Source organism: Amycolatopsis sp. NPDC104863, assembly GCF_055582965.1.
Genome location: NZ_JBVJOW010000007.1, coordinates 69,602 through 96,571, shown reverse-complemented (window position 1 = coordinate 96,571; position 26,970 = coordinate 69,602). Strand labels below are relative to the sequence as shown.

The 26,970-nt window shown below is 67.3% G+C and carries 24 protein-coding genes and 1 pseudogene; 10 read left to right on the top strand and 15 right to left on the bottom strand.

The genetic code is table 11. From position 1 onward, the window contains the following. Nucleotides 1–197: 197 nt before the first annotated feature. From ACZ63J_RS34005 to ACZ63J_RS33975, 7 genes are all read left to right on the top strand, one after another. Nucleotides 198–4,523 (top strand): hypothetical protein, encoded by a 4,326-nt coding sequence (locus ACZ63J_RS34005; protein WP_465439736.1) that lies wholly within the window; start codon nt 198–200, stop codon nt 4,521–4,523. A gap of 96 nt (nt 4,524–4,619) precedes the next feature. Beyond that, nucleotides 4,620–5,315 carry a Crp/Fnr family transcriptional regulator gene (locus ACZ63J_RS34000; RefSeq protein WP_465398850.1) on the top strand — a complete coding sequence of 232 codons (696 nt, stop codon included), beginning with the start codon at nt 4,620–4,622 and terminating at the stop codon, nt 5,313–5,315. 70 nt (nt 5,316–5,385) lie between these two features. Continuing rightward, nucleotides 5,386–6,081 (top strand): Crp/Fnr family transcriptional regulator, encoded by a 696-nt coding sequence (locus ACZ63J_RS33995; RefSeq protein ID WP_465398849.1) that lies wholly within the window; start codon nt 5,386–5,388, stop codon nt 6,079–6,081. Nucleotides 6,082–6,250: 169 nt separating this feature from the next. Further along, nucleotides 6,251–7,729 carry a hypothetical protein gene (locus ACZ63J_RS33990; protein WP_465398848.1) on the top strand — a complete coding sequence of 493 codons (1,479 nt, stop codon included), beginning with the start codon at nt 6,251–6,253 and terminating at the stop codon, nt 7,727–7,729. Nucleotides 7,730–7,752: 23 nt separating this feature from the next. Next, nucleotides 7,753–9,675: a hypothetical protein gene (locus tag ACZ63J_RS33985; protein ID WP_465398847.1), complete on the top strand. Its 1,923-nt coding sequence runs from the start codon at nt 7,753–7,755 to the stop codon at nt 9,673–9,675. Nucleotides 9,676–9,766: 91 nt separating this feature from the next. Beyond that, nucleotides 9,767–9,925 carry a hypothetical protein gene (locus ACZ63J_RS33980; protein ID WP_465398846.1) on the top strand — a complete coding sequence of 53 codons (159 nt, stop codon included), beginning with the start codon at nt 9,767–9,769 and terminating at the stop codon, nt 9,923–9,925. Then, on the top strand, nt 9,922–11,169 hold the full coding sequence (locus ACZ63J_RS33975; RefSeq protein WP_465398845.1) for a CHAT domain-containing protein: 1,248 nt from the start codon (nt 9,922–9,924) through the stop codon (nt 11,167–11,169). The genes ACZ63J_RS33980 and ACZ63J_RS33975 overlap by 4 nt, the downstream gene beginning before the upstream one ends. A 5-nt stretch (nt 11,170–11,174) precedes the next feature. On the opposite strand, the gene ACZ63J_RS33970 is transcribed toward ACZ63J_RS33975, so the two are convergent. The 7 genes from ACZ63J_RS33970 to ACZ63J_RS33940 form a co-directional block, all read right to left on the bottom strand. After that, a complete protein-coding gene (locus tag ACZ63J_RS33970) occupies nt 11,175–12,293 on the bottom strand; it encodes a hypothetical protein (RefSeq protein WP_465398844.1) in 1,119 nt (372 codons plus the stop codon). Nucleotides 12,294–12,313: 20 nt separating this feature from the next. Continuing rightward, nucleotides 12,314–13,006, bottom strand: coding sequence for an SMODS-associated NUDIX domain-containing protein (locus ACZ63J_RS33965; protein ID WP_465398843.1), 693 nt, complete (start codon nt 13,004–13,006; stop codon nt 12,314–12,316). 112 nt (nt 13,007–13,118) lie between these two features. Beyond that, complete coding sequence (locus ACZ63J_RS33960) at nt 13,119–13,955, bottom strand: SDR family oxidoreductase (RefSeq protein WP_465398842.1); 837 nt, start codon at nt 13,953–13,955, stop codon at nt 13,119–13,121. Then, nucleotides 13,955–14,785 (bottom strand): MaoC/PaaZ C-terminal domain-containing protein, encoded by an 831-nt coding sequence (locus tag ACZ63J_RS33955; protein ID WP_465398841.1) that lies wholly within the window; start codon nt 14,783–14,785, stop codon nt 13,955–13,957. The genes ACZ63J_RS33960 and ACZ63J_RS33955 overlap by 1 nt, the downstream gene beginning before the upstream one ends. Further along, nucleotides 14,782–15,213, bottom strand: a complete 432-nt coding sequence (locus ACZ63J_RS33950) for a type II toxin-antitoxin system Rv0910 family toxin (protein WP_465311679.1) — start codon at nt 15,211–15,213, stop codon at nt 14,782–14,784. Before ACZ63J_RS33950 ends, ACZ63J_RS33955 begins: the two co-directional genes overlap by 4 nt. An 8-nt stretch (nt 15,214–15,221) precedes the next feature. Beyond that, nucleotides 15,222–16,406 carry a lipid-transfer protein gene (locus ACZ63J_RS33945; protein ID WP_465398840.1) on the bottom strand — a complete coding sequence of 395 codons (1,185 nt, stop codon included), beginning with the start codon at nt 16,404–16,406 and terminating at the stop codon, nt 15,222–15,224. A gap of 71 nt (nt 16,407–16,477) precedes the next feature. Continuing rightward, entirely contained in the window at nt 16,478–17,785 is a 1,308-nt protein-coding gene (locus tag ACZ63J_RS33940) for a family 1 glycosylhydrolase (protein WP_465398839.1), read from the bottom strand. Nucleotides 17,786–17,916: 131 nt separating this feature from the next. Here ACZ63J_RS33940 and ACZ63J_RS33935 point away from each other — a divergent pair, with 131 nt between their 5' ends. Continuing rightward, a complete protein-coding gene (locus ACZ63J_RS33935; protein WP_465398838.1) occupies nt 17,917–19,164 on the top strand; it encodes a PepSY-associated TM helix domain-containing protein in 1,248 nt (415 codons plus the stop codon). Continuing rightward, nucleotides 19,161–19,502 carry a hypothetical protein gene (locus tag ACZ63J_RS33930; RefSeq protein WP_465338523.1) on the top strand — a complete coding sequence of 114 codons (342 nt, stop codon included), beginning with the start codon at nt 19,161–19,163 and terminating at the stop codon, nt 19,500–19,502. The genes ACZ63J_RS33935 and ACZ63J_RS33930 overlap by 4 nt, the downstream gene beginning before the upstream one ends. Here the strand turns inward: ACZ63J_RS33930 and ACZ63J_RS33925 are convergent. Together ACZ63J_RS33925 and ACZ63J_RS33920 are read right to left on the bottom strand one after the other, a co-directional pair. After that, the gene (locus ACZ63J_RS33925; protein ID WP_465398837.1) at nt 19,499–20,788 is read right to left on the bottom strand and encodes a ThuA domain-containing protein; all 1,290 of its coding nucleotides are present in this window, start codon (nt 20,786–20,788) and stop codon (nt 19,499–19,501) included. The genes ACZ63J_RS33930 and ACZ63J_RS33925 overlap by 4 nt on opposite strands. Before the next feature lie 32 nt (nt 20,789–20,820). Continuing rightward, nucleotides 20,821–22,647, bottom strand: a complete 1,827-nt coding sequence (locus tag ACZ63J_RS33920) for a glycoside hydrolase family 3 protein (protein WP_465398836.1) — start codon at nt 22,645–22,647, stop codon at nt 20,821–20,823. A gap of 154 nt (nt 22,648–22,801) precedes the next feature. On the opposite strand from ACZ63J_RS33920, the gene ACZ63J_RS33915 reads away from it, so the two are divergent. After that, a complete protein-coding gene (locus ACZ63J_RS33915; protein WP_465398835.1) occupies nt 22,802–23,293 on the top strand; it encodes a DinB family protein in 492 nt (163 codons plus the stop codon). On the opposite strand, the gene ACZ63J_RS33910 is transcribed toward ACZ63J_RS33915, so the two are convergent. From ACZ63J_RS33910 to ACZ63J_RS33885, 6 genes and pseudogenes are all read right to left on the bottom strand, one after another. Next, the gene (locus ACZ63J_RS33910) at nt 23,290–23,793 is read right to left on the bottom strand and encodes a YbaB/EbfC family nucleoid-associated protein (RefSeq protein WP_465398834.1); all 504 of its coding nucleotides are present in this window, start codon (nt 23,791–23,793) and stop codon (nt 23,290–23,292) included. The genes ACZ63J_RS33915 and ACZ63J_RS33910 overlap by 4 nt on opposite strands. Nucleotides 23,794–23,798: 5 nt before the next feature. Next, complete coding sequence (locus tag ACZ63J_RS33905) at nt 23,799–24,173, bottom strand: YbaB/EbfC family DNA-binding protein (protein WP_465311689.1); 375 nt, start codon at nt 24,171–24,173, stop codon at nt 23,799–23,801. 9 nt (nt 24,174–24,182) lie between these two features. Continuing rightward, on the bottom strand, nt 24,183–25,313 hold the full coding sequence (locus ACZ63J_RS33900; RefSeq protein WP_465398833.1) for a C40 family peptidase: 1,131 nt from the start codon (nt 25,311–25,313) through the stop codon (nt 24,183–24,185). Beyond that, nucleotides 25,310–25,657, bottom strand: coding sequence for a hypothetical protein (locus ACZ63J_RS33895; RefSeq protein WP_465398832.1), 348 nt, complete (start codon nt 25,655–25,657; stop codon nt 25,310–25,312). The genes ACZ63J_RS33900 and ACZ63J_RS33895 overlap by 4 nt, the downstream gene beginning before the upstream one ends. 110 nt (nt 25,658–25,767) lie before the next feature. Continuing rightward, nucleotides 25,768–26,511: a DsbA family protein gene (locus ACZ63J_RS33890; protein ID WP_465398831.1), complete on the bottom strand. Its 744-nt coding sequence runs from the start codon at nt 26,509–26,511 to the stop codon at nt 25,768–25,770. A gap of 72 nt (nt 26,512–26,583) precedes the next feature. Then, nucleotides 26,584–26,946: pseudogene (locus tag ACZ63J_RS33885) on the bottom strand (MauE/DoxX family redox-associated membrane protein); the annotation flags it as partial. Nucleotides 26,947–26,970 lie beyond the last annotated feature (24 nt).

Sequence of the window (26,970 nt, the reverse complement as noted above, 5' to 3'; positions counted from 1 at the left end):
GTCTCTGCTACGAGCAGGTCGAACTCAGGACGCAGGGAGAACCAGTTCGCATCGCCGGCGATCCGCCGCAACCGCCGGCACAGGTCCGCCCATTCCGCACTGACTTTCTCGGGCACGGCAAGCTCCGCCCTTTCCGCCGAGCATCGGCGTCGGTAAGGTGGCAACGTACGCATGGACACCTCGCCGGGGAGGTTCAGGTGGCCCACGTCGAAATTATCACCACCGACGGTGAATTGCCGCCCGAACGAAACGCCCTGGTCAGGTACGCACTGCAGCGGATCGGCGACTCCGAGAACGGCTGGCACGGCCGGGTCGAAAACATCGAGGTCATCCGGGTCCTCGAAGGCGGCCGTAGCGACTCAGTCGTCGTCGAAGTCGCCCTGCGGGCGGGTGCCGAATACCGGAAACGGGTCGTCAAGGTTGGCTCCGCAACGGAGCTGGCCACCGAGTATGCGAATTTTCAAGAGTTGCTGGGAAAGTACCCGACTGCTGCCTGCGCGCCCATTCTGGAAACGACGCCCGGTGTGATCAATCCTGCCGAGCGCACGGGAGAGGTCGAAGCGGTCGCCTATATGCACGTTGCCGACTACGCGGGCGTGCGACGTACGCCTTCTCCCACCCTGGAAGACCTGGTCTGCGCCGCACTCGACGGCGAGGTACCCGTCGAAGAGGTGAGGCTGACCATCGTCCGCTTGTTCACCAAGCTCGCGACCCCGTTCCACGACCGGCAGATCGTCCGAGCAGCTCGAAGCCTGCGAGATCTCAATCCGCTGCTCGGACCCGATGTTGTACTCGGTGCGGCGCCAGTGCAGGCAGACACGACCTATCCGGAAGACGTCCTCGACGCCTCCCTCGGCCCCACTGCGTTCGAAATCGGCCAGGAGCTTCGCATCGCGAGTACCAGCAACGCGGAAATCCGGGTCGAAGTCGCCGGCGAGCCCTCCGGCACCGTGTTCGCCGGGCGCGTGCTGCTGAGCCGGTTCACCGACCACCGCGCGAAGCTCGACGGCGACTTCTCGAACGTCAAGCGGTCCAACGGCGAGGTCGTCGCCGACGGCGTGCGGACGGCCGACCCCGCCGACGGCCTTCGAACCGTGCTGACCGATCCGCGCTTCGGCCGGGTGCGGAGCGTTGTCCACGGGGACCTGAACGCACGCAACGTCATGTGTGTCGAACATCAGCCGATCGTGATCGACTTCGCTCGGACCGCCGAAGACCGGCCGCTGCTGTCGGACGCCGCATGGCTTGAGATCAGCCTGCTTCGCGACGTTTTCGCGACGATTCCCTATGCGGACCTGGTTCGAGTGCAACGGTTCCTCGCCGTGGCAACCAGGACAAGACCTCTGGCCGACGACACCGCCGAGCTTGACGAGGTCTTCTCTGGTTTCTTCGACGGCGCCGCTCTCACGGCGTTCGACGTGCTCCGCGAGATACGGGTCCAGTCCCAGCTCAGCCACCCCGGCGACGACGCTTGGTTCGACTACCTCGCCCAGTTGCACTTTTCCGCCTATCGCACGGTCAAGTGGGCGACACATCCTCCCCACGCACTGCGCGCGGTGCACGCCGCCGCAGCTGTGGCGACCGAATGGCTCGCCACGGAGAACCCTTTCGCGCACTGGACCGAGCTGCCGGAACTGCTGTGCCAGCTTTCGCCGCTCGTGAACTTGAACCAGCCCGACGCGGTCGCGGTGGTCACGGCGCTGACGGCTGCTTTGGACCGGCAGTCGGTCACCTCGGTGCCTGGGCTCGACCAGCTGCGGGACCGTTTCGCCCGCACCCATCACGTCGAGCAAGCGCGTGAGCTGGTGGTAACGCTGTCCCGCGAACACGGGACGTACGTGGAGTCGCACGCCGCCGAGCACGAGTGGTCGGGAGTCGTGACCGGCGGCTCGGGTGCTGGAAAGTCACGCCTGCTGCGGGAGCTCGCCTATCGGGACGCACTCGACATCGCCGAGCCCGGCACACCTGCCGGACCGCTGCAGATGCCGTTCCTCGTGAACGCTACCGAGCTGGTGGCCGACCCGGCTGAGATCCCGCTGCCGGCGTCGCGCGAGGCACTTGTGCTCGGCGCCGCCCACATCCTGGTCGACGGTCTGGACGACCTGCCCATGGGCGATCGCACGAAAGTCGCCACGTGGACGAAAGGGCTCCTCGATCGATTTCCCAGGATCCGGCTCACAGTTGCGGTCCGCGATGACGGCTGGGCCGCCGGAGCTTTCGCACTTCCGGAACACCGGCTGCGTCCCTGGAGTGATCGCGATGTTCACCGGTTCTTGAGCGTCCTCCCGCTACCGCGATCGGTGAAAGCGCGGTTGATCAAGGAGGTTGCCGGGATACACCAAACAGACGAGGGAGTATTACCGGGCTTCGTCGCGGCAGTTGCCCAGGCCGCGTTGGAGACGGATGCCGTTCTGTCGCCCCGCGATGCCTACGAGAAGTACTTCACCAGCGACCTCACCACGGACGCCGTGTCGGCGCTCGCCTCGCTCGCCGCGGCGGACGTCGGCACGAGCGCACCCGTCCAGCCTGGCTTCGACGTCAGCGTCCTCCTCGAGCGCGGTACCTTGGTGGCCGACGGCGAGGGCGTACGGTTCGCCTTTCTGGCCGCCCGCGACTTCTTCGCAGCCAAGGCTTTGAGCGCCCCTGACGAATTCATCCAGGAGCGCGTTCGACGGTTCGCTTGGCGCGACATCTGCCTGCTCGCGGCGAGCCTGCCCAGCACCTCCGACCAGGTGATCACGATCATGGCCAAGGCGGTCGGCGTGGCGGACCCGCTGTTCGCGGCCCGCCTGCTGTCGTTTCGGCCGGCGCTGGCAGCCGATCATCTGAGCACCTGGGCCGCACTTTTGCTCGACCCCGCCGCCGGGGACCACACGCACCGGGCAGTGGCAACAGCCCTGCTGGCCAGCAATACTCGAGCAGGCCGGGCGGCGCTCGGGCGAGCGCTGGTGGACCAAGCCTCTCAGGAGCCCACGCAAAGACAGATCCTGAAGGCACTGGACGATCACCTGTCGGAAGACGCTCAGCGCCGAAGCGAGCCGTGGGTCCGCGAACTCCTCGGTTCCGTGCTGCTGGAGTCTCAACCGGCCGGCGTGCAGATCGAAGCCATGGGGCTGATCCGCGACAAGGGCATCCGCGGACTCGAGGTGACTTTGGCCGATCTGCTGCGCGGCGGCGACCCCTGGGCCGCCGCCGCTGCCGCTGACGCACTGCACCAGCTCCGCGTCCTGGTGCCGCCTCGTGTGGCCGAGCTCAGCACGACGTTGGCTTCGAAGCGACTCGAACAAGTGGAAACACGGCTGGCGGAGCTCAGCGCCTCCGTGGCCGTCCGAGAGGCCAACGAACTGCGGGTACGCCTGCTTCGGCAGCTCGACTCCGGACCTGAACTGTTACGCCGGAGGTTCGATTACGGGATCGCGGGCTCCGTTCGGGACCTCCTCACAGACGACCACCTCCCCGTGGGCTCGGATGAGCCAGATATCACGGCGGTGGCACATCGGATCCTCTCTCAGGCCTCGACCGCGGAGGAGCGAGACGCCTTGGTCCTCTCGGCGCGGAAGGAGTCGCCGTTGCCAGTACTGCTCATCGCCGCCGCGGCAGCGTCTTCGCCGGCCGCGGTCGACCACACGGTGGACCTGATCGCCGACCTCGCACCGGTGGTGCTGGCCGACCGGATCGAAGGTCTCGCAGCGCTGGGGCACGCTGTCGTGCGTCACGATCGCCAACGCGGCTTCGCCGTCACCCGGCGTGCCGCGAGGGTCCTCCGAGACCGGAGCACCGACGCCCGCCACCACTGGTCGTGGGTGACGATGCTCGCCCACACGAGTCCCAGTCCCGCAGAACTGGACACTCTCCTGGCCGACCGCGTCGAGGTCGCGGTCGAAGAGTTGACGCGGTACGCGCTCCCGCTGGACGGCCGCGGTCCTGAGGAGCTCCGGTTGTCCGCGACCGCACGCGATTTCGTGCTCGCAGAAAACGGGTGTGACATCGGTGACCGAGCTCTGGCCATCGCGGCCGCCGGACTTACCGAAGAACTCCCCCTTGTCCTCCGAATCGTGCGGAACCACGAATTCGCGACAGCGGTCGAGACAGTTTCAAGCGGCCGTTACGGAATCGTTGAAATCGCTCCTTTGGCCCGCGTGCTCGTCGCTTTGGCCAGCCTCGCCGCGAGATGCGGCGCCCCTGGTGACGCTCACCACCTGCTGACCACACTCGACACGACCACCCTGCATCCCAGCGTCGAGACCGGACGGCTGGTGGGCCTCGCTCGCCTCGGCGACTGGGAACCGCTGCTGCTCGCCGCGCCGGGCGACGACGGGCCGCTGGACACCGCGTCCCGCGAAGCGGTCACATCTTGGCTCCCGGGACCGTGCACACCCGCCGGCCTCCGAGAGCCGGCGGCCGTCGCGGTCCGGCTGCTTGCCCTGCTCAACGAGCCCGGAGTAGCGCCCGGCCGCCGGTCATTGCTGCAAGAATTGATCACCCAAGCGGAGATCAGGAACGGCGCAATATTGCCACGGTAACGGCAATTGGGCCGAATGGGTTGTAACAAGGACGCATTTCCGAACGAGCTTGAGGGGTGATAAGAGCACTCGGGACCGGAAGAGGTGAGAGCGTCGGTGACTGCCGTCCCAGTTCAGCTGCCGCGTGCCAGGGGAATCTTCGCCGAGTTGTCACCTTCCAGCACGTCCGCCCTGGTACAGCTCGGCGCCGCACGCGTCTTCCAACGGGGTGATGTGCTCGTGCGCGAAGGTGAATCGACAACCTTCGTCGTCCTGTTGCTGGCCGGCTGCGCCAAGGTGACCGCCACCACCGCCGAGGGTGGGCGTGCGCTCCTCGCCGTCCGCGGCGCCGGTGAGCTCGTGGGAGAGCTCGCTGGGCTGGACGGCCGCCCGCGTTCGGCCACCGTCACGGCGGTGGGCGAGTTGCACACGCGTGTGATGAGCCGGGCTGAATTCCGCCGCTTCCTCCTCGACCACCCGGAAGCGGGAATGGCGGTCAACCAGATGGTCGCGGCCAAGCTGCGGTGGTCCACCGAGCGACGCATCGACTTCAGCGGGTACGACGTGCCCGTTCGTCTGGCTCGCATCTTGGTCGCCCTCGTGACGTCCTTCGGGGCGCTTACCGCGGGTGGTTGGGAGATCGGCTTCCCCCTCACCCAGCCCGAACTCGCCGAGTTGATCGGCGCCGCCGAGCCCACCGTGCACAAATCCTTGACCGAGCTGCGCCGCAAGCGAGTGCTCGACACCGGCTACCGACGCATGACGATCATCGACCTGCCCGCACTGCGCGTCGCCGCCGGCTTCCGCCCCTGAGCGCGCCCGGAACGCGGAATCCCGTGGCAGCACGGGGTTCCTCCGGACGGGGGCAGGCACAGTTCGGGCCGTGACGGTCGACGAATGGCCACAACACTCCCTGCTCGCCAGGCTCAGCAGCCGATCCCGGCAAGCGCTGCTTCGCCTCGGCGCGCCCGCGTCCTACGACGCCCATCAGCGCATCATCCGGCAAGGGGACTCGGCATGGCACACCGTGCTCGTTCTCAAGGGCCTGGTGAAGATCGTCGTCGACACCGAACGGGGCCGCGATGTTGTCATCGCGGTCCGCGGGCCGGGCGATCTGCTCGGCGAAATGGCCACGCTCGAGCGGCGTCCACGGTCGGCTCACGTCATCGCGTGCGTTCCGGTCCGGAGCAGGGTCATCCACGGTCCGGACCTGAACGACTTCCTGGAACGCAACCCTGAAGCCGCACTGGCCGTGGCCAGAGTCCTGAGCGAACGGCTCCGCGGCTCCGACCGTAGGGGCATCGACTTCATGGTGTGCCCAGCACCGGTTCGAGTCGCCCGTACGCTGCTGGAGGTCACCCAGCGCTGGGGCGGCACCGACACGACCAGCCGGGTCGATATCCCGTTGTCCCAGAAGGACATCGCCTCGCTCGCCGGGACGGGACTGAGCTCCGTGGAGAAGGCGTTCAAGCTCCTCGAAGAGGCGGGCGCACTCGATCGTAGCTACCGGCGAGTTTCCGTCACGGACCAAAGCAGTCTTCGCCGGTTCGGCGAATTTCCTGACGAGATCCCGTACTAGTACGGGGTCGGAGATCGCTTTCTGTCACAGAGTGGGTGCCGTCATCCTCCCACCACCGCCGTTCGAAGGACATCCGCGCATTCGGGCGCCCTCCGTCCTGGCGAAGCCGTTACGCGCGGATCGCGCGGAAGGGACCTCAATGCCGACCTCCCGTGACAGGTTCCAGTCGGTGCGCGACGCGGTCAGCGGGCTCGGCCAGCGTCGCGCGAGCTCGACGCCGACCGACGACATCTTCGCCCGGGCCTTCCCGGAGAAAGTGAAGGTGACCGAGCGCTACCACTACGAGCAGGAGATCTCCCGCAACGCATCCATTCTTCCCAGCAGAGACCCCGACGGGGAGATCGAGATCGTTGTCCCTTTCGACGGCGCCGACCACTTCACCCGTCAGGCCTGCGACGACGTCACAACGGCATTGCGCGGCCGGGGACCGGCTGAGTCCTCAGGCGCACTGATCGGACACGTACTATTCGACGAACACCAAAAGACCGACCTGGGCCGGCGACTCAGCCTGGACGACACATATGGCGCGCTGCCGGTTCGGGTGCCGGTCTCGGGTGAAGGCAGCCCAGGCGACCCCGCCGAGCTCAGCAGCGATCGCTACGCCTGCGTGATCAACCACGAGTACGCACCCAGCCCGGACACCCTCGAGCTGATGCCCATCGAAGTCCTCGTGGACCTCCTGGACCCCGACACGATAGAGGAGCTCGGGCCGATGCCTGAGACCACGGTGGCCGGGATGGACCTCTCGAAACTGAGCTTGCAGCCGAACTTTCAATCGTACCTCCTCTTGACCATCCAAGTGCGGGTGGTGCTGCCGTGGAAACACAAGAAGGACCGTACGCGACCGCACCCCGTGATCGATCGGATCTCGATCGACTGGCCGACGATCACCTCGCTGCATGCGCTCACTCTCGCCCTCCCGCAGGAGGACGACGTGCCCATCACCTACAACCCGGTGGAACGAAGCATCGAGTGGCGGTCCATCCCGCTTCAGCGCATGGGGGACAAACAAAACCTGGTTTTCGAGAGTGCGCGGATGGCACTCCTGATCCAGCAGCCCGGTGAGCTCTACCAGCAGGAGAAGCTGAACGGCAGGGTCGAGGTGAAGATTCCCTCGCATCTGCTGTCGGGCGCACGCACGAGGTTGTTCGATGGGAGCGGGCGCAAGACCGACAGGGTCAAGCACGAAGAAGTCAGCTGGGTGGGATCGGATTTTCACCTCATCCTCGACGACGCGTTCGCGAAGCGCTTGCTGACACCGCACCAGCACTTGTTCTTCGACGAGGTGATCCCCCAGGACGCCCGCATCGGCGACATCTTCAACGAGCTGCGCGCCAAGGGCTTTGACGTGCAGACCAAGGAAAAGATCTTGGACACGGAGGAGCGGAGCCAGTGGGTGCTGATTGCGACCCGCTCGGAGGGGCCGGAAAAAATGGTTCTGACGCTGTTCGTCGAAGGCACTCGGCACGAAACCGAGCGGCAGGTCCGACGCGGTGGGCAGACGAACAAGACCACATTCAGGAGCGGTGAGCTCAGGCTCTTCATGTACGGCACGCTCCCGCGGACAAGCGAGGCCGTCACCCGCGAGATGAACGCCCTGCACGCCGCCATCCGGCATCGCTTCGCGCAGACCCGCGCCTCCCACTGACCGGCCACGAGAGGACACCCGAGATGTCGATCAAGATCCGGACTCGCGCGCCGCAGGCTCGTTGCCACCACTGCGGCTCGGCGGAAATCGTGGCGCTTTGCCATCACTGCGGCCGTCCGTTGTGCCGGGAACACCTAGCGACGACCAGGGTCACCAGCGAGTTCGACGGCATGGAGCTCCAGAGCGCAACACCTAGGCACTGCAAGAGCCATGACCACCTGGTGAAACCTTCGATCATCAAGTTCGTCATCGCCGCCGGGGCGGTCGCAGCCCTCGGTGTGTTCGTCGCGTTCGCCTCCGTGATCACCGGGTTGATCCTGATTCTCCTCGGCGCCGCGGCGGGAACCGCTGGTTGGTTCGAAGAACAGCGCAGGTTGAAGCTGGCGTTCGACAACCGGCCCAAGGTTCCCGTCGTGCCGAGCATCGACGCGGTCGAGGTCCGCGAGGTGGTGCAAGGACGGCTCACCCTCGATGACCAGGGGACCTACCGGAGTTCGGTGTCTCCGGTAGCCGGCAGCATCGAAATGGCCATGACGTTCAGCCGGTCGGACCAGGACCGGGTTCGTGACTACCGTGCGAAGTTCAAGCTCGGTCCCGAGCAAGACGTCCCGTTCTCGGCTGGATACGCCGTCTTGCTCGGCCGGGCCGGGCTCGAGTTCACCGACCGGGTCAGCACGTCTCCGGTGCTGCCGTTGGAAGGGATCGTCCGTCACCATCCCTTCCTGGCCATGCCGGAAAGCAGGGCTGGGGCGAAGTGGCAGCACAACCTGGAGTACCGGCTCACTACCGGCGAAGACGTCGACGCGATCCCCCTGTGGTTGACGCCGTCTCTTGTGCCCGAGTCCGATCAGCGGGCGCTCCAACTGGATCTCCAGTGGCGAGGCAACTGGCCTTCGGAAGAGTCCAGTGTCAGGGCCCGCATGGTCGAACGGCTACGCCTGTATGTTCCGGCCTCATGGGGCAACGTCGAGTCCGTTTCGGAGAGGCCGATGGTCGGCGCTCAGGCGGATCCCGTCACCGGCGGCCGCCTGATCGAGTGGAAGCAGCTGTCGCTCGGCAAAACCAAGAATCACCGACTCATCCTCGCGGTGCGGTTCGAGGAAAAGATTCAGCTGACCGATACGATCACCGGCTCACTGACCGTGTCGTTCGACGACGCACTTTCCGGTCTGAAGAACGTGTGGTTCCACCATCCTCTGGGTGAGCCGCGGGAGGATGAGCAGCAGAAGAACGTGGTGGTGAAGACCGAGGTGACCGCCGATCTCTCGCTGAGCTTGAGCGGCTTGCGCTACCAGGACGTTCGAGTTGTTCCGGATCTGAAGAAGGACAGTCCCGACGAGTGCCCGGAGAGCCGTGAATTCCCCGAGGTGATCCCGGATCACGACACGCTCATCGCGTTGACGAACGCCATGAGCAAGAGCGGGTACTACGTCAAATGGATCATTGGGCACCCACCCAGCGGCGACCACGACGCCACGTTCAACCGCGCGTGGGACATCGGCGGACGCCTCTACGAAGGTGTCTTCCCAGTCGACTTCTACGTCGGGCTGACGGGCGAAGAGGTGCATGGTGTGGACCACCACGCCATAGCCGGCAACAGCAAGGTCCGGCTGTCGGTCAAGGGGGCCTTCACGAGCACCGGAATGGAAGAACGTATCAAGGCGGTTTGGTACGGGCTGAACGAGATCGTCGTCGACACGCTCAAAGAACGGGCACGGCCCAGCCTGAACGGCCGGACGGGAACACACCGACGACGTTCCGCTCCCCCGGAACCGACCAGAGGCCCAACGGCGTTCGAAGACTTACAGCGCCGTCGGAACGAAAATCGGGCCGCTGTCAGGTCGGGAGCGATCTCCGAGCAGCTGTACCGGGAGTTCGAAGCCGAGCTCGACCGGGAGGCCGCCGAACTCGACCGGCTGAACGATCCGTGGAACGAGGAGGACTGAAATGACTTGGGGTTGCAGTGACTGCACCGCTCGTGAAGAGGAGAAGGGAGAGGTGATCATAACCGCCGTCTGTCATCACTGTGGTAAACCGTTGTGCCAGAACCACCAGGTGGTCGTCAGCCAGGACGAGGCGTTCGCGCTGGGCGAGCCCGGCGATCTGATGGCACACGACCGGTCCGCGGTGCACTGCGACGGCTGCAAACGCGCACACCACTCGCGAGCGGCTCTGCTCGAGGGGCTGCGCCCGTGATCAAGGCAGAACTCGTCTCGGGCGAATTGCATGTCGGCAGGCCCGGCGACCTCACTGTCCGCCTGACGAACGACGGCAGTACGCCCTGCACGAACATCGTTTTCACACTGCGGCTGCCGCCCCAGATCCCGTCGATCCAGGGCGGAAAGGTGCTGGAGGTGGACCGGCTGGCTGCCGGTCAGAGCAGAAGTTCGGTCATCCGGGTCCGGCCGTTGCAAGCCGGCGACTGGAAGGCGACCAGCACGAATTTCTCCTTCCGCGACTACCGTGGTGCGTCGTTTCGCGTCTCGGACTTCAGCGCGAACTTGAAGGTCGGCGCGGCAGTGAAGGAGGCCGAGGAGCCGCTGCCGACGTTCGATATCACCTTGTCCACTCCCGTGCTCGCGCACGATGAATGGCAGACGATGCGCGGGTACGTGACGAACACCGGGCGCACGCCCATCAGGTCGGGCCGGCTGAGCTTGCAAGGGCCGTTCACCGTGGACCCCCATCGTCTCGTCGCCGACGTAGCCAACCTGCGACCGGGTGAGAAGCAGGAGTTCGCGTTCCACGTGCACACCCGGGAATCGGGCCGTGAGGTTCCCGTCCACATCACCGCAGTGTGCATTAACGGGCTCGGACGGCCAACGGAGACCAAAGAGACGTACACGGTGCAGGTCGGCCGGACGACGAAGCCGGATCGGGTCCAGGTTCTTTACCTGTCGGCGAACCCGACCACCGAACAGCGGATCGGGCTGGCGCAGGAACTACGGGACATCAAGGACGCCTTGCGAAAGGGCAGGGAACGCGACCGTTTTGTGCTGGAGGACCAAGGGGCGCTGCGTGCCAGGGACCTGACTCAGGCCCTCCTCGACTTCACTCCGCGCATTGTGCACCTGTCCGGACATGGAGCCGAAGACGGCCGGTTCATCGCCGAAGACGATAGTGGCGGACAGCGAGTGCTGTCCAAAGCCGGCGTGGCCGCCCTCTTCGCAAGAGTCTCCGACACGGTCGAGTGCGTCATCGTGAACGCGTGCTACAGCGAGGCGCTGGCGCGGGCGTTGGCCGAGCACATCAACTACGTGATCGGGATGCGCAGCTGGATCGGTGATCAGTCGGCCATGGACTTCAGCGTCGTGTTCTACCAGGCGCTGGCCGCCGGATGGGATATCGAGGGCGCTTTCGAATTCGCCCGGGCCGGAATGATGGCGGGCGAGAGCAACGGGCGCGGCGGAGACGTACCGGTCCTGATGCGCAAGGTATGACGCGTTCAGGCGGGCGGCACGTACACCCAAGCTCGCTCGGCGAAGTTCTTCTCCGGCAGACGGGCCTCGACTGCTGCGAAGTGGGCGGGCTCGAGCGTCCCGTAACCATCCGCGATGACGTCGGTGAAGACGACGTCGGACACGATCAGCGCGAAGTCCGCGTCGCGACGTCGCCGGAGTGCGGCGCGGACCGGTGAACTGTCCAGGAGCCGGTGCACGGCGATCGTCGCCGCGCCGATCCATCCGTTCACCCCGGCGGCGACGTGCCCACGGTGCAACGCCACCCGAAGTCGCAGCCTGGCATGCGCGTTGAGATCCGCGTTGGTCGACGCCAGGGCAGTCCGGATGCCCGCGACGAGACGCGGGATAACGATGGACTCGTCGACTCCCGCCGGCAGGATGGAGAACTGCCCGTCGCCGGACTGCTGGAGATCGACGTCGGCTTCGTTCAGACCGGCCTGCTTCCGTGCCTGTTCGAGCACCTCGACGAGTCGCTGCTGGGACCGGGCCGCTTCGATCGAACTGAATCTGCTGTAGGCCTCGGTGTCGACTGCGAGGCACAACCGCACGGCAGGCGGCCGAGTGCTCACCGGCCGTACCGCGTCGGCCGTCGGCTCGGTGGCGGCTGACCAACCGTCCGGTGGCGGTACCTCGAACAGTCTCGGCAGACAGCCACCGTGCACTCGGCGGGACCGAGCGCGCCCCGTCAACACAGTCACGTCCAGCCGCGCAAATCCGTGGAGTGTTGCCAGATCCACCGGGGCGCACAGCACCACTCGTGCTTCGGCGGTCAACGGAACAGGCGTGTGTCCGAGCGGATCGCCGAGCAGCCAGCCACAGCCGTCCGGCAGTTCGCTGATCGTCATCGGCTCGGTTGGCGTGGTGGCTTCTCCGGATACCTCGAACGCCTTGACCTCGTCATTGGCGAAGCCCATGACGAGATGCGCGGCCACGAACGAAGAGCTCGGCCCCGATAGCACGAGAACGAACCGCTGGCGCAGCTCGAGGAACGCATGCCCGCGAGGTGGCACGGCGGTGAAGCCCTCCGGAACGGACGTGATGTGCGGTGGGACGAAACGGACTCCGCCCACCAGCCGGCCACGGCCTCGGTCGCGGAGATCCACCTCGACGGCTTCACTCCCTTTCACCGGACGGGCGGGAGGTCTGCTGCGAGCCTGGCCGAGCCGGCGAGGAAGGCACTGTGGGGTGCGATGAGCGCCCGGTCCAAGCGACCGTGGGCGATATCGTCGAAATTGGCGCAGATCACTCCGGTACGTTCGGTGTCGTAACCAGCCTTGATGAGCTCCCGCCGCAACCGGATCGCATCGAAAGTCACCATCGTGACGTCGTGGATGTCGAATCTCCGCAGCTGGACGAAGTCCTTCCCCGGTACCTCCGCAGGCCCCTCGAGAACTGTGCCCACAGGGGTGAAGTTCAGCCAACGCGCAAGCGGTCGTAGCTCGCTGAGGCCAACTTCGACCAGTTCTTCCCCGAGCTCACGGCGAAGGCATTCTTCCGCCGTCTCCCGGTATGCGCCGGTCGAAAACCAAGCTTGAAAGCGCCGCAACGCGCGAGCCGGGAGCATTCCACGGAGATCGCCCCTCATCTTCTCGGCCCCGGCTGTCGCCCGGTCCGGACGGAATCCCCAAGACTCGAGCAGCCGGACAGCCGGCGAGTGGATCTTGATGACCCCGCCCGGCGGTCCGTAGGCGCCTGGTCGCTTCGGCGAGTCGAAAAGCACGTATCGATCGTCGTCAGTCACCCGAAGCAGAACACTGAACGAGATCCGCACCAGGTTTTGCCGCTTCCCGGTCCTGATCCCCGTCGAGAAGTCCACGGCCGACCCTCCTCACCGTTACCACAACGATGACACAGCCGTGCGGCGACGCAAAGCCGTTACCCGCGATCACTCTGGATCAGCGATCGGACCAGGCTCACAACGAACCGGATCACGGCAGCCTCGCCGCGATGTCGTTGATCTCCCACGGACCCTCGGTCTCGATCACCTTCACGTCGTGCCAGCCGCCGAGTTCCGAGATCGCTCCGCCCTGGACCGCGAACACCTTGCCCGTCAGGGAACACTTCGACGAAGCCAGGTAAGCCACCAACGGCGAGATGTTCGCCGGCGAGAACGCATCGAACTCGCCCGGCTCGACCGGCGCCGCGAAGATCGCGCCCATCCCAGGAGTCGCCAGCGTCAGCCGGGTCCGGGCGATCGGGGCGATCGCGTTCACCCGCACCCCGTAGCGCTCCAGCTCGGCCGCCGCCACCAGGGTCATCGCCGCGATGCCCGCCTTGGCCGCGCCGTAGTTGAGCTGGCCCGGGTTCGGCACCGTCGTCCCCGATGCCGATGCCGTGTTGATCACCGACGCCGCGACCGGTGTACCCGCCTTCGAAACCGACTTCCAGTACGCCGCCGCGTGGTGCAGGACCGCCGCGTGGCCCTTGAGGTGGACCGCGATCACCTCGTCCCATTGCTGCTCGGTGAGGCCCGCGACAAAACCGTCCCGCAGGATGCCCGCGTTGTTCACCACCACGTCCAGCCGGCCGAACTCGGACACCGCCTGGTCGACCAGCTCCGCCGCGCCCGCCCACGACGCCACGTCCGACGTGTTCGCCACCGCCGAACCGCCGGACGAGCGGATCTCCGAGACCACCGCGGGGTCCGGCTCGATGTCGTTGACGACCACCGAAGCGCCCTCCCGCGCGAACAGCAGCGCGTGCTCGCGGCCGATCCCCCGGCCCGCGCCGGTGATCAGCGCGACGCGCCCGTCGAGTGCACCCATCACAGCTCCGCAAGTCCGTCTTTGATCACGAGTGTGTCTCCTACCGTGGTTTCGAAGGCGTAGCGCCCCTCGCCGGCGGACCAGATCGACGTCGAGAGGTCCTGCCCCGGCAGCACCGGTGACGCGAACCGCACGGCCAGCCGCCGCAACCGCTCGACCGACGACGCGCCGACCTCCGTCAGCACCGCCCACGACGTGAACGCCATCGTGCACAGCCCATGCGCGATGATCCCCGGCAGTCCCGCGGCGCGCGCGACCTCGTCGTCGAGGTGGATCGGCATCGGGTCGCCGGCGGCCGGGCCGTAGCGGTACGTCTGGTCGTCGTCGACGTGCTGGCTGACCTTCGCCACCGGCGCCGACGACCGCAGAGCCTCGTCGAACCGGTGCGAAGGCCCCAGCGAACCCTCCTTCGAGCCGGTGTCGAAGCCGCGCACGAAGAAGGTCACGTACTGCTCGTTGACCAACTCGCCCGAAGCAGTACGGCATTCCAGGTAGACCGTCGCCCGGGTGCCCTTCGGCAGCCCTTCGAAGCCTGTCATCTTCGCCCGCGACACCAGCGAATCACCGGGCCGGATCGGGCGGTGGAACCGGAAGTCCTGCTCACCGTGCAGCACCCGCCCGAACAACGACGTCGGCACGACTTCCAGCGCCGGTTCGAGCAGCGACTGGAACACCGGCACGATCGCGAACACCGGGCTCGCGACGTCCCCCGCGCGGTGCGCCGGGATCGGGTCGTTGGTCGCCGCCGCGTACTCGGCCAGCGCTGCGCGGGTGACGTCGAACGAGACCGGCGACGTCCACTTGTCCAGGCCGGCGGGGTCGAACTTCATGCGACCAGGGCCTTGAACTTCTCGAGGGACTCGTCGAGGTTCTTCTTCCCGTCCTTCTCGACGGCCTTGCCGAGCGCCCCGACGATCATCTGGCCGGTGAACTCGGCGTCGATCGAAGCCGTCGAGCCCGCGCCGGCCGCCGCCACCGACAGCGAGAAGCTGATCTTCACCCCGGCCATCCCGGTGCCCGAAATGACCAGCTGCGAAGGCGCGTCATAGGTGTCGACGGTCCACGTGATCGTGTTCGCCATCCCGAGCATCGTGACAACCTCGGACACCTGCGAACCCTGCGAGAACTCCGCCGGGACGTCACCCTTCCACTTGGTGTGGATGGTCAGCCACTTCTCGAAGTTGTTGGGGTTGGAGAACTCCGCCCACACCTTGTCCGGCGCGGCGGGCAGCTCGACGGACGCGCTGATCTGACCCACGTTCTCTCCTAAGCTCGCTGGTAGGCGGTGACGACGGCGGCGCCACCGAGTCCGATGTTGTGCTGCAACGCGGCCTGAACTCCCGAAACCTGGCGCGCGTCCGCGTCCCCGCGCAGCTGCCAGGTCAGCTCGGCGCACTGGGCGAGCCCGGTCGCGCCGAGCGGGTGGCCCTTGGAAATGAGCCCGCCGGACGGGTTCACGACCCACCGGCCGCCGTAGGTCGTGTCCCCGGCGTCGACGAGCGAGCCACCTTCGCCTTCGCGACAGAGCCCGAGCGCCTCGTACGTCAGGAGTTCGTTGGCGGAGAAGCAGTCGTGCAGCTCGACGACCTGGAAGTCTTCCGGGCCGAGTCCGGCCTGCTCGTAGACCTGCGTGGCCGCTTGACGCGTCATGTCGTACCCGACGATGTTCTTCGCGCTGCCGTCGAAGGTGCTGCGGAAGTCCGTGGTCATCGCCTGTCCGACGATCTCGACGGCCCGACCGGCCAGGCCGTTGACGTCCACAAAGGACTCACCGGCCAAAATGGCCGCGCCGGAACCATCCGACGTCGGCGAGCACTGCAGCTTGGTCAGCGGGTCGTAGATCATCCGCGACGCCAGGATGCCGTCGAGCGAGTAGACGTCCTGGAACTGCGCATACGGGTTGTTCACCGAGTGCCGGTGGTTCTTCTCGCCGATCTTCGCGAAGTGCTCGGCGGTCGTGCCGTACTGCTTCATGTGCTCGCGGCCGGCGGCGCCGAACATCCACGGCGCGGGCGGGAACAGCACTTCCGAGATCTCGGCGAGCGCCTGCATGTGGTTGCCCATCGGCTGCTCACGGTCGTCGAACGTCGAACCGAGCGAACCGGGCTTCATCTTCTCGAAGCCCAACGCCAGCACGCAGTCCGCGCGCCCGCCGCGGATCGCCTCCGCGGCCAGGTACAACGCCGTCGAGCCCGTGGAGCAGTTGTTGTTGACGTTCACCACCGGGATCCCGGTCATCCCGAGCTCGTAGACGGCACGCTGCCCGGACGTCGACTCGCCGTAGACGTACCCGACGTACGCCTGCTGGACGGCGTCGTACCCGAGCCCGGCGTCGTCGAGCGCCTTGGTCCCGGACTCGCGCGCCATCTGCGGGTAGTCCCAGTTCTCGCGCCGCCCGGGCTTCTCGAACTTCGTCATCCCGACGCCGACGACGTACACCCTGTTCGTCATGCAACAAACATACAGACCGGCATGTATTTATCAAGAGCGGACCGCGGAACTGCAGGTCAGCGGCACAAAATTCAGCCCAGCGGAGCCAACGGACCCGGGTAGCGGGCCGGGTCGAGGCAGCTGCCGAGGCCGTCGACGACCGAGCAGAAGCCCGGCGGCCGCACCGGCGTGTACCCGCCCGGGACGCCGTGACCCGCGATCAGCTGCCGGTACGCCGCGACGGCGTCGGTCGGCCGCCGGGTCAGCGACGGATCGGTGGCGGCGTCCACTGTGTACAGTCCGAACCGCGGCTGGTAACTGCCCCACTCGTAGTTGTCGGTGAGGCTCCAGTAGTTGTAGCCGATGACGTTCATGCCGTCGGCCTTCGCGCGCTGCACCCAGTAGATGTGGTCACGCAGGTGGTCCGAGCGCGTGTAGCCGTCCGGACGCGCGTTGCCGTTATCCGTCGGCATCCCGTTTTCGACGACATACAGCGGCAATCCCGGGAACTTCCGCGCGTAGTACCGCAGCGCGTAGTAGATCCCGTCCGGCTGCGGTGTCACCTTCCAGAACTCGCCGCTCGCCGCGTGGATCGCGCTGAGGTTGTCGAGGCTCGCGCCGTAGTAGTAGTCCAGCCCGGCGAAGTCGAGCTTGTCACGCACCTGGTCGAGGAACGACGCGTCGAGCACACCCTGCACGGCCGGGACATACGCGGTGTTGCTGGACACGAGCGCGCCCGGATCCAGCTGGTGAATGAGGTCGTACGCGGCACGGTGGACGCGTACCAGCCGGGCCTGCGCCCACGGCAGCTTCCACCCGGCGAGCCCGCCGTTGGCCGTCTCGTTCTGCAGGTAGACGGTCGGCTCGTTGATCGTGATCCACAGCGCGCCCAGACCGCGATAGCGCTCGACGACACGACGGGCGTTGACGAGCCACGCGTCAACCGTGCGGTCACTGTCCCAGCCGCCCTGGTCGGCGACCCAGCCCGGGTAGACCCAGTGGTCGAGGGTGATCATCGGCCGCATGCCGGCGTCGACGACGTGCCGGACGACGTCGTCGTAGTACGCCAGCTCGGCCTGGTCGATCTGGCCCGGACGCGGCTCGATGCGAGCCCATTCGACGCTGAAGCGGAAGACGTTCACCCCGAGCTGCTTCGCGCGGTCGATGTCCGCCACGTAGTTGTGCCGGAAGTCCACGGCCTCGCGGTAGGGCTCCTTGATCGACGACGTCTTCGCCTGCTCGTAGCGGCGCCAGTTGCTGTCGGGCGCCGAGCCCTCGGCTTGGTAACCCGACGTCGCGACACCCCAGAAGAACGGCTGGGTGACGGCCACCGCCGGCGACGTCCCCGCGAGGAGACCCGCGAGCACCGTCAGGACCACGAGGACTGAGCTGCGCCGCATCGCTCCCCCATTCATGAAGGAACTTCATGTTAGTGCCGCGGTGACTCGCCGCACATCCTCCGAAGGACGGAAGACAACAAAGGTTAAGCAAGGCTAACCTCACTCCGATCTTCACGAAGCTGGGGGACGTCATGACCGCCGAGGCACCCACCCTGACCAGGGCCGTTCCACCGAAACGCGCCGTCCGGCGCTGGTACCGGCGCAAGCCCGTACGCCGCGCGCTGGTCGTCACGCACCGGTGGACGTCGCTCGTGCTCGGGCTGCTGCTGGTCCTCGAGACCACGGCCGGCGTGATCCTGCTGTACCGCGCCGAGTACTTCCGCGCGACGCACGCGGACTTCTACGCCCACACCGAGAGCGCCCACCCGATCGGCCTGCAGCAGGCGCGGGACCTCGTCAAGCAGGCCCATCCGGAGTTCTCCGCGGCCTGGGTCAGCAACGACGGCGGGATCATCGCGGTCGGCGACCCGAACTACACCGAGGCGTACGCGGTCGACCCCGGCAGCGGGCGGATCACCGGGCCGCAGAAGCTCACCGACGGTGTCATGGGCTGGCTGACCAACCTCCACGACTGCGCGTTCACCTGCCCGGACGACCCGGGATACGTGTCTTGGCTCGCCGCGCCGACGCCGATCCCGGAGACGAACTGGGGTGAGCTGGTCCTCGTGGTGCTCGGGCTGCTGATGATCCTGCTGGCGATCACCGGGATCGTCGTCTGGTGGCCGGGCTTCAAGAAGTTCTCGCACGGCTTCCGCGTCCGGCTCGGCAAGGGCCGGTTCGCCCGCGACTACGACCTGCACAACGTGATCGGGCTCGTGTCGGTCCCGTTCGTGCTGATGTGGGGTGTCACCGGCGCCGCGTTCTACCTGCCCCCGGTGGAGAACGCCTGGCTCGCGATCACCGGCGGCTCGACGCCGGACGAAGCGAAGTACAGCTTCACGGCGAACCCGGCCGCGCCCGGCACCCCCGTGATCGGCATCGACCAGGCGTCGTCGGCCGCGCTGGCGGCGTCTCCCGGCACGATCCGCTACCTCGTCCCGCCGGCCGAAGGCACGGACTACTACTCGGTGTCGATCGCGGACGACGGCTACCAGCCCTACGGCGCCCGCGCGTTCTTCGGCGGCGACCGCACGGTGTACGTCGACAGCCACGACGCGACTCACGTGTCCTCTGTGGACGCCAAGGCCGAGCCGGCGGCGAACCGCTTCTACAGCAAGGTCTTCGAGGCCGCGCACTTCGGCTGGCTGGTCGACGGCTGGTGGCGGCTCGTCTGGGTCGTCCTCGGCCTGGCTCCGCTGGCGCTGATGCTCACCGGCGTCTCGACCTGGCTCTACCGGATGGGCACCAAACGCCGTCGCCGCAAAGCGCGCCGGGCGTGATCGAGCCCCTGGCCTTCGCGACGACGGTCGTCTGCCTGCTGTCCGGCCTCACCGCCCTGGTCGTGACGGCAGCCGGGCGTTACCGCTGGCCGAACTGGCGCCCGCTCGCCGTCCTGATCGAACTCGCACTGCTGGCGCAGGCGATCGCGAGCGCGGTCGGCGACCACCCGGCGGAACCCGGAACGCACCTGGCGTACCTGGCGACGTCGCTGGTCGTGCTGCCGGCCGGGACGGCGTGGGGCGCCCGCGAAAACACACGTTCCGCGGGCGCCCTGTTCGCCCTGCTGCTCCTGACGCTCGCCGTCCTGGTCGTGCGGATCAGGACGACGGCGCGCTAGCCGACCTTGAACGACTGAGCGGCGCTGCCGTTGCAGGTCGACTGGACCAGCTGGACACTGTCCGCAGTGGACGATCCCGGCACGGTCAGGCACTTGCCGGTGTGGCGGACGGCGAAGTGGTAGTAGCCACTGCCTTCCGACACCGGCTGCCACTGCTGGTTGTTCCCGCCGCTGTAGGCCCACAGCTGCAGGCCGGCGTTGTCGGTCGTGGCCACGTTCGCGACGTCGATGACCTGCGCGGGGTTGGTCCGGTTGTTGATCCGGTCGTACCCGCCGCTGGTCGGGGCGAACTGGTACTGCTGCGCCGTGGTGCCGTTGCAGGTGTACTGCTGGATCACGGTGCCGTTGGCGCTGGCCGCGGCCTTTGCGTCAATGCACTTGCCGGACGCCTTGTTCGTGACGGCGTACCAGGCGCTCGGGTCGATCGTGCCGTCCGGCGGCGGGGTGGTCGTGCCGCCGCCACCCAGCCACTTGAGGCCGTCGAGCAGGAACCGGTTCTGGCCGGCACTCTCGAACGTCGAGGACAGCGCGGTGTTCGTGTCGTAGTTCATCGCGTTGTGGCCGAAGTTCGAGTAGATCATCTTGTAGTTCTTGTTCGTCCACGAAATCGGGTAGTACCCGCTGTACCAGGTCTGGTTCGGGTCGGTGCCGATCGGGAAAGTGGACTGGTCCATCGCCGCCAGGATGGTGATGTTGCTGTTCTGGCGCAGGTCGTTCTGCCAGGCGTACCACTCGGACGTCGAGGACTTGATCGTCGCCGGCAGGTTCACCGTCGACGGGTGCGTGCGGTTCTCGATCTTCAACGTCTCCGGCGTCGGGCCCCACGTGTTGGACGTGAAGCGCCCGGTGCCGAGGAAGTCGTTGTGGAACCAGTTCGCGTACGACGGCGTCGAGCTGTCGTTGTAGGCCGTGACGTGGAAGCCGTAGAACGCGCCGCCGGCCTGCATGTACCGCTGGAAGCCCTGGAACTGCGCCTGCGACTGCGGCTGGTCGTCGAGGAACATGACGACCTGGTACTGGCTCGGGGTGATGCTGGTGAGCTGGTTCCAGTTGTTCGTCGCGGTGTAGGTGAAGCCGTTGGCCGCCGCCTGCTGCGGGAACCAGACGTTGGCCTCCTTCTCGAAGCTGATGTGCGCGGCGTCGTAGGTGCCGCTGTAGAAGGCGAGGACCTTGAACGGCGTCGCGGCCTGCGCGACCGGGGCCGCCGGGCTGCCGAGGCTGAGCCCCAGCAGCGCGGCGAAGAAGGCCAATATCCGGACCAACGGGCGGCGGGTTCTGGACGGCATGCGTGTTCCTTCCGGTGGGGGCGGGGAAAGGGTCACCAGTGGCGCGAGTAGTGCAGGCCGTAGCCGAAGGGGAACAGCGCGGGCTTGCCGTCACCGACGTTGATCGGCTGCTCGTCGGCGCTGCGCATCCAGGTCACCGGCAGCTTGCCGGACGGGTTGTAGGCGCCGAAGAGGACGTCGGCGACACCCTGGCCTTCACTGCCCGGCAGCCACGACTCGACCAGCCCGGCCCAGTCCGGCAGCTGCGCCGAGATGTCGAGCGGCCGCCCGGACACCAGGACGACGACCGTCGGCACCCCGGAGTCCTTCAGCTTCTGCAGCGTCGCGAGGTCGGTCGCGTCGAGACCCATCCCTTGTGGACGGTCGCCCTTGCCTTCGGCGTACGGCGTCTCCCCCACCACCGCGACGGCGACGTCGTAGCTCTTGTCGATCCCTTCGCCGTCCTTGGCGTAGGTCACCTTCGACGAGCTGCTCTTGATGCCCTGCAGGATCGTGGTGCCCGGGATGACCGGGCCGCTGGTGCCCTGCCAGCCGACGGTCCAGCCGCCGGACTGGTTGCCGATGTCGTCCGCGCTCTTGCCGGCCACGAAGATCTTGTCCCGCTTCGAAAGCGGCAGCACGTGGTTGTCGTTCTTCAGCAGCACCTGGGACTCGCGGACGGCCTGGCGCGCCAGGTCGCGGTGCTGCTTGCTGCCGATGGTGCTCAGGAACCGCCGGTCGGTGAGCGGGTGCTCGAAAAGGCCGAGCTCGAACTTCTTCGTGAGGATGCGCTTGTTGGCGTCGTCGATCCGCGACATCGGCACGCGGCCTTCTTGCACCAGCGTGCGCAGCGTGTTGATGAACTTCTGCCACTCGAAGGGCACCATCACCATGTCGATGCCGGCGTTGATGGAGGCCTCGACCTCTTCCGGGGTGAACCCGGTCTTGCCGTCGATCTTGTCGACGCCGTTGTAGTCCGAGACGACGATGCCCTTGAAGCCGAGTTCCTTCTTGAGGACGTCGTTGATCAGGTACGAGCCGGCGTGCATCTTGACGCTGTTCCAGCTGCTGTAGGAGATCATCACCGAGCCGACCCCGCGCTGGACGGCGGCCTTGAACGGCGGCAGGTGGATCTGGCGCAGCTCTTTCTCGCTGATTTCGGTGTTGCCCTCGTTGACCCCGCCGGTGGTGCCGCCGTCGCCGACGTAGTGCTTGGCGGTGGCCAGGACCGAGCCGGGCTGGTCGAGACTCCGGCCCTGCAGGCCGGTGATGATCGACGTCATCTCGGTGGCCAGCTGCGGGACCTCGCCGAAGGACTCGTAGGTGCGGCCCCAGCGGTCGTTGCGGGCGACGCACAGGCAGGGCGCGAAGTCCCAGTCGATGCCGGTGCCGGAGACCTCTTCCGCGGTGGCGCGGCCGATGCGTTGCACGAGGTTCGGATCCCGCGTCGCGCCGAGGCCGATGTTGTGCGGGAAGACGGTGGCGCCGTAGAGGCCGTTGTGGCCGTGGACGGCGTCGACACCGTAGATGAGCGGGATGCCGAGCGGCGTCGCGAGCGCGGCCTTCTGGAAGCCGTCGTACATGTCGGCCCAGGTGACGGGCGTGTTCGGCGTCGGCTGCGAGCTGCCGCCGGAGAGCAGCGAGCCGAGCCGTCCGGTGGTGACGTCCTCCGGGCTCGTGACCCCGAGGCGTTCGGCCTGCATCATCTGGCCGAGCTTGTCGTCGAGGCTCATCCGGGACATCAGGTCGGCGACCCGGACCTTCACCGGACGCCAGGAATCCTTGTAGGCCGGGCCGTTCCCGGCGAGGGCGGGGGTCTCCGACGCCACCAGCAACCCCAGTGCCAGTGCGCCGATACCCAGTCTGCGTCCGAGACCCATCCGGGTCCTCCTCGTCGAGAGACCGAAATTCACGCCTTGAATTAAGACACAGGCTTTCGGCGTTGGTCCAGACCTCTGACCGAACTCGGTTTCCGCTCAGCGGGATTGGCGGCTGCGGTCAGTACCTGACCTAATTCGGCTCTACAGTCGTCCCATGACCCGCGAACACGAAGACCTGCTGGACATGCTGACCGAGGTCCGGAAGCGCCTGCTGATCCCGGCCCGGGACATTTCGGACGCGGACGCGTCCCGCCGGACGACGGTGAGCGAGCTGACGCTGGGTGGCTTGATCCGCCACTTGGCGACGGGCGAGCGCATGTGGCTACAGGTCCTGAAGTCCGCCGACGGTTCCCTTCCGGACGGCATGCTGGACACGGCGCAGTACTCGATGAGCGAGACGCTGTCGTACTGGCTTTCGGAGTACTCGGCCGCGGCCGCTTCGACGGACGAGTACGTGCGGTCGCTGCCTTCGCTGGACGTTTCGGTGCAGCTGCCGACGACACCGTGGTCCCCACCGGAGCCCCAGTTCTGGTCGGCCAGGAGGATAGTGCTGCACCTGATCCACGAGACGGCGCAGCACGCGGGGCACGCGGACATCATCCGGGAGTCGCTGGACGGGGCGAACTCCACCGCCCAGCTGGCCTAACGGTCCGAGCGCAACGACGCCGGGTCGAAGGAATCCCAATACGCGTCTTCATCTTCGACACTCGAAGCCGACGCCGAGGCAGCCGGCGTTTCCCCAGCACCACCCAACCGTTCTTCCCGCTGCCGCTGGAACTCCTCGACCGTCATCCCCGGGTCGTCGTCCTCCGCCCTGGCCGGCGCCGGCATGCCCGTCATCTGCTCGATCATGAACGTCATGTCCTCGCCCAGCAGCAGGGCGACCTTGTTGTACCCGTCCTGGGTCGCCTCGCGCATGGCCGCCTGGGCGATCTCCACCACCAGCGGGCCGAGTTGCTCGCCGAGGTTCACCGCCGACGGTGCCAGCCACAGGCGCAGGAGCTTGCCGCGGGCGTCGACCGTCACCTCCACCTGGCCGTCGAGGTCGTGGGCCGTGCCCGAGGCCGAGGCGAGCAGCTCCTCCACTCGGGACATCGCCTCTTCGCGGGCGCGGGCTTCGGCGATCAGCTGGCGGGTCGTGATCACCACGGTCACCTTCCGTACGAGTAGGTGTCGGCGTCCGGGTCGTCGTCCGGGATCGGCTCGTAGCCCAGGACTTCCAGCTGCGACGCGTCCACGACCGGGGCCAGCGCGTGGTACATCTTGTCGCCCGCGCGGCGCGTCGCACGCTGGGCCAGCTCGAAGATCTGGTCGGCGAGCACCGCCGAGGTGTTCCGCAGCGCGGACCGGTGGATCGTCAGCCCGGTCAGCAGCCCGCCCGGCGCCACCTGGACCTCGATGGCGTCCGTCGACGCCTTGCCCACCACCGGGCCCGAACGAGCGAAACGCGCCTCGGCATCCGAACCGGCCCGTTCCGCCTGCTCGGCGACCCGGGCGACCGCCAGATCCACGTCGAATTCAGCCACGATGTGAAGCTACCCCGTCGGCCGGTAGAAGCCGATGAACTGCTGTCCCGCGTTCGTGGTGCGGATCTTGCTGATCTGCACCGGGTCGCCGGCTTCGACCATCTGGCCGTCGCCGATCACCATCGCCACGTGGCCGGACCACACCACGAGGTCGCCGGGCAGCAGCTGGTCGATCGACGGCACCTCGGCGCCGACCGTCTGCTGCTTCGCCGTGCGCGGCAGCTGCAGGCCGGCGTCCTGGTACGACGTCATGGTCAGCCCGCTGCAGTCGAGGCCCTGGCCGCGCGCGGTGCCACCCCACACGTACGGCACGCCGAGCTGCGAAAGCGCCGCGCGCACGGCCTTGGCCGCGGTCTCGTTCGGCGCCATGACCTGCTTGCCGCCGGGCAGGTTGATGCCCACACCCGTGCCGGGCTGCGGCGGGATCGCGACCGGCAGCCGCGGCTTCGAGACGGAGCCACCGCCCCCGCCACCGCCGCCTCCCCCACCACCGCCGCCGCCTCCGGAGTCCCCACCGCCGGAGTAGCCGCTGTTGGAGTTGAAGGAGGACGCCACCTTCGTCGGCGCCGCGCTGCTCGAGGACGTCGTCTGCTCGCCGCCGCCCAGCCGGGTGCCGATGTCGGTGAGCTGGTTGATCGTCTGCTCGCTGAAGGTCGCGGCCTGGCCGGTGAGCTGGCTGATCTTGGTCTGCAGCTTCATCAGGATGTCGCGCGACGCGGCCGCGCGGCTCTCCGGCGGCTGGATCGACTTCACCGCCGCCAGCGCCTTCATCGACGCCGAGATCTCTTTGATGATCTGGTCGCGGACCTGGTCGTTCTTGATCTCGCCCAGGTTCAGCGTCTCGGCGGCCTCGGCGACCGCCTTCTCGATCTCGGCGCTCTCGTCGAGCAGGTCCTGGACCTCCTGCTCCAGGCTCTTCGACGTCGCGGTCGCGCGGTCGGTCGTCGAGCCCGAAGTCGCCGAAGCGAGGTTGACACGCTGGTCGGAGGCGACGTCGCGGGTCCTGCCCACCGACGTCTGCAGCGCGACGTGCGCGTCCCGCGCGCCGCCGATCGCAGCCGGGTCGTGGCGCAGCTTCTGCGCGAACTGGTTCGGCACGTCCAGGCCGTGCCGGACGAGCTGGTCGGCGTGCTCGGTCACGCGAGGTCCCCGAGGTCCCCGCCGAGCCGCCGGACGACGTCGCCGTGCTCGGCCTCGACGGCCGAGTAGTTGCGGTCGGTCTGCCGGGCGGCTTCGCCGACCTGCCGCCAGCCGCCGCCGACGCGGTGCATCTTCTCCTGCAGCCCGCGCATCCGGCCGCTGTAGGCGCCGGAGAAGCCGGACTCGCCGCCCATCTCCGAGAAGCCGTGGCCGCCGAGCGTCACGTGCGGGCCGACGTGCTTGTCTGCCGCGCCTTTGACGTCTTCACTGAGCGGGTCGACCTCCCGCGCGTACCGCGAGTACGCGCCGTCGTCGACGTGAAACCCCTGATGCGAACCGTCCACTGGCCCTCCCTGTCACCGAGGGTGCGACGTGCGCCTGCCACCCCCGGTTCCCCTGCTGCGGGAACCAGCCTAGACCACGGTCCGTGCCCGGGTGGGCGAATTGCCCGGACTCAGCCGGTGACCTTCTGGAGCCACCCGGGGTCCTGCCACGACACGATCGAGCCGTTCGAAGTGACCGTCGGCGTGCCGAAACCGCGCTGCCCGTTGCCGAAGTCCTGCGCCAGCTTCGGGTCGTTCCCGATCTGCTGGAAGGCGTCGTCGATCTGCTGGTCGTAGGTGCCCGCGTTGACGGTCTGGGCGAACCTCGGGTCGGTGATGCCGACGTCCTGGCCGAGCTTGATCAGCTGCGCCTTGTCGTAGCCGCGCTTGCCCTCTTCGGGCTGGTTCGCGAACAGCGCGTCGTGGAACTGCAGGAACTTGCCGGCGTCGGCCGCGGCGAGCGCCGCGTTCGCCGAGTCGAGCGAGTAGCCCGCCGGGTTCGAGCGGTCGTTGAGCAGCGGCACCATGTGGTAGCGCACCTGCAGCTTGCCGTCGTTGACGGCCTGCTCGATCTGGGTCTTGTAGGTCTTCTCGAACTGGCCGCAGATCGGGCAGAGGAAGTCGGCGTAGACGTCGATCGAGGCCTTCGCGCCCGCCTTGCCGACGGTGACGACGACGCCGTCGCGCTTCTGCGTGACGTCCCCGGCCAGCGAGCTCGTGGTCTCGCCGGGGTTGATGACCTGGCCCTCGGTCTTGTTCCGGTCCGAGATCGTCCAGATCACGCCGCCGATCACGAGCGCCGCGACGACGACCACGGCGGAGATCCCGATGATCCACTTCCGCTTGTCGCCGGTGGTGCCCCTGGCCTGGGCCACCGCCTTCGCTCCGCCCGCCTGCGCGGCCTGCCGACGCTTCCGAGCGGTCCGCTCAGCTCCACCCACTGTGTATCAGTTCCCTTCCGCGATACCCGAGTAGTCGTTCCCGGGCTCGGTGGAGTTCCCGCGACCTCGCGCGAGCCAGCCGTCGAGCGACAGCCAGGTGCGCGGCCGCGCCAGCAGCCACACGGCCAGCAGCGCGAAGCCGGAGTCGCGGAGGATCTCCTGCGGGTACTCGGTCTGCCCCGCCGCCACCTGGCCGCCGCCGCCGAAGCACCCGCAGTCGATGCTCAGCCCGCGCGCCCACGACTGGGCGATCCCGGCGATGAGCACCACGAGCAGCACCAGCGCGGCGCCGGGGGACCAAAAGGGCGCCAGGCCAGCGAGCAAGAAAAAACCCAACCCGAACCCGACAAGCAGCCACCCAATGGCCACCCACCTTGCGGGTGTGTCCCTTCA

Coding starts and splice junctions, on each gene's coding strand:
- ACZ63J_RS33985 (WP_465398847.1), top strand. CDS start 7,753: ATGTCGATCAAGATCCGGACTCGCGCGCCGCAGGCTCGTTGCCACCAC.
- ACZ63J_RS33955 (WP_465398841.1), bottom strand. CDS start 14,785: ATGAAGTTCGACCCCGCCGGCCTGGACAAGTGGACGTCGCCGGTCTCG.
- ACZ63J_RS33920 (WP_465398836.1), bottom strand. CDS start 22,647: ATGGGTCTCGGACGCAGACTGGGTATCGGCGCACTGGCACTGGGGTTG.
- ACZ63J_RS33935 (WP_465398838.1), top strand. CDS start 17,917: ATGACCGCCGAGGCACCCACCCTGACCAGGGCCGTTCCACCGAAACGC.
- ACZ63J_RS33945 (WP_465398840.1), bottom strand. CDS start 16,406: ATGACGAACAGGGTGTACGTCGTCGGCGTCGGGATGACGAAGTTCGAG.
- ACZ63J_RS33960 (WP_465398842.1), bottom strand. CDS start 13,955: ATGGGTGCACTCGACGGGCGCGTCGCGCTGATCACCGGCGCGGGCCGG.
- ACZ63J_RS33925 (WP_465398837.1), bottom strand. CDS start 20,788: ATGCCGTCCAGAACCCGCCGCCCGTTGGTCCGGATATTGGCCTTCTTC.
- ACZ63J_RS33915 (WP_465398835.1), top strand. CDS start 22,802: ATGACCCGCGAACACGAAGACCTGCTGGACATGCTGACCGAGGTCCGG.
- ACZ63J_RS33940 (WP_465398839.1), bottom strand. CDS start 17,785: ATGCGGCGCAGCTCAGTCCTCGTGGTCCTGACGGTGCTCGCGGGTCTC.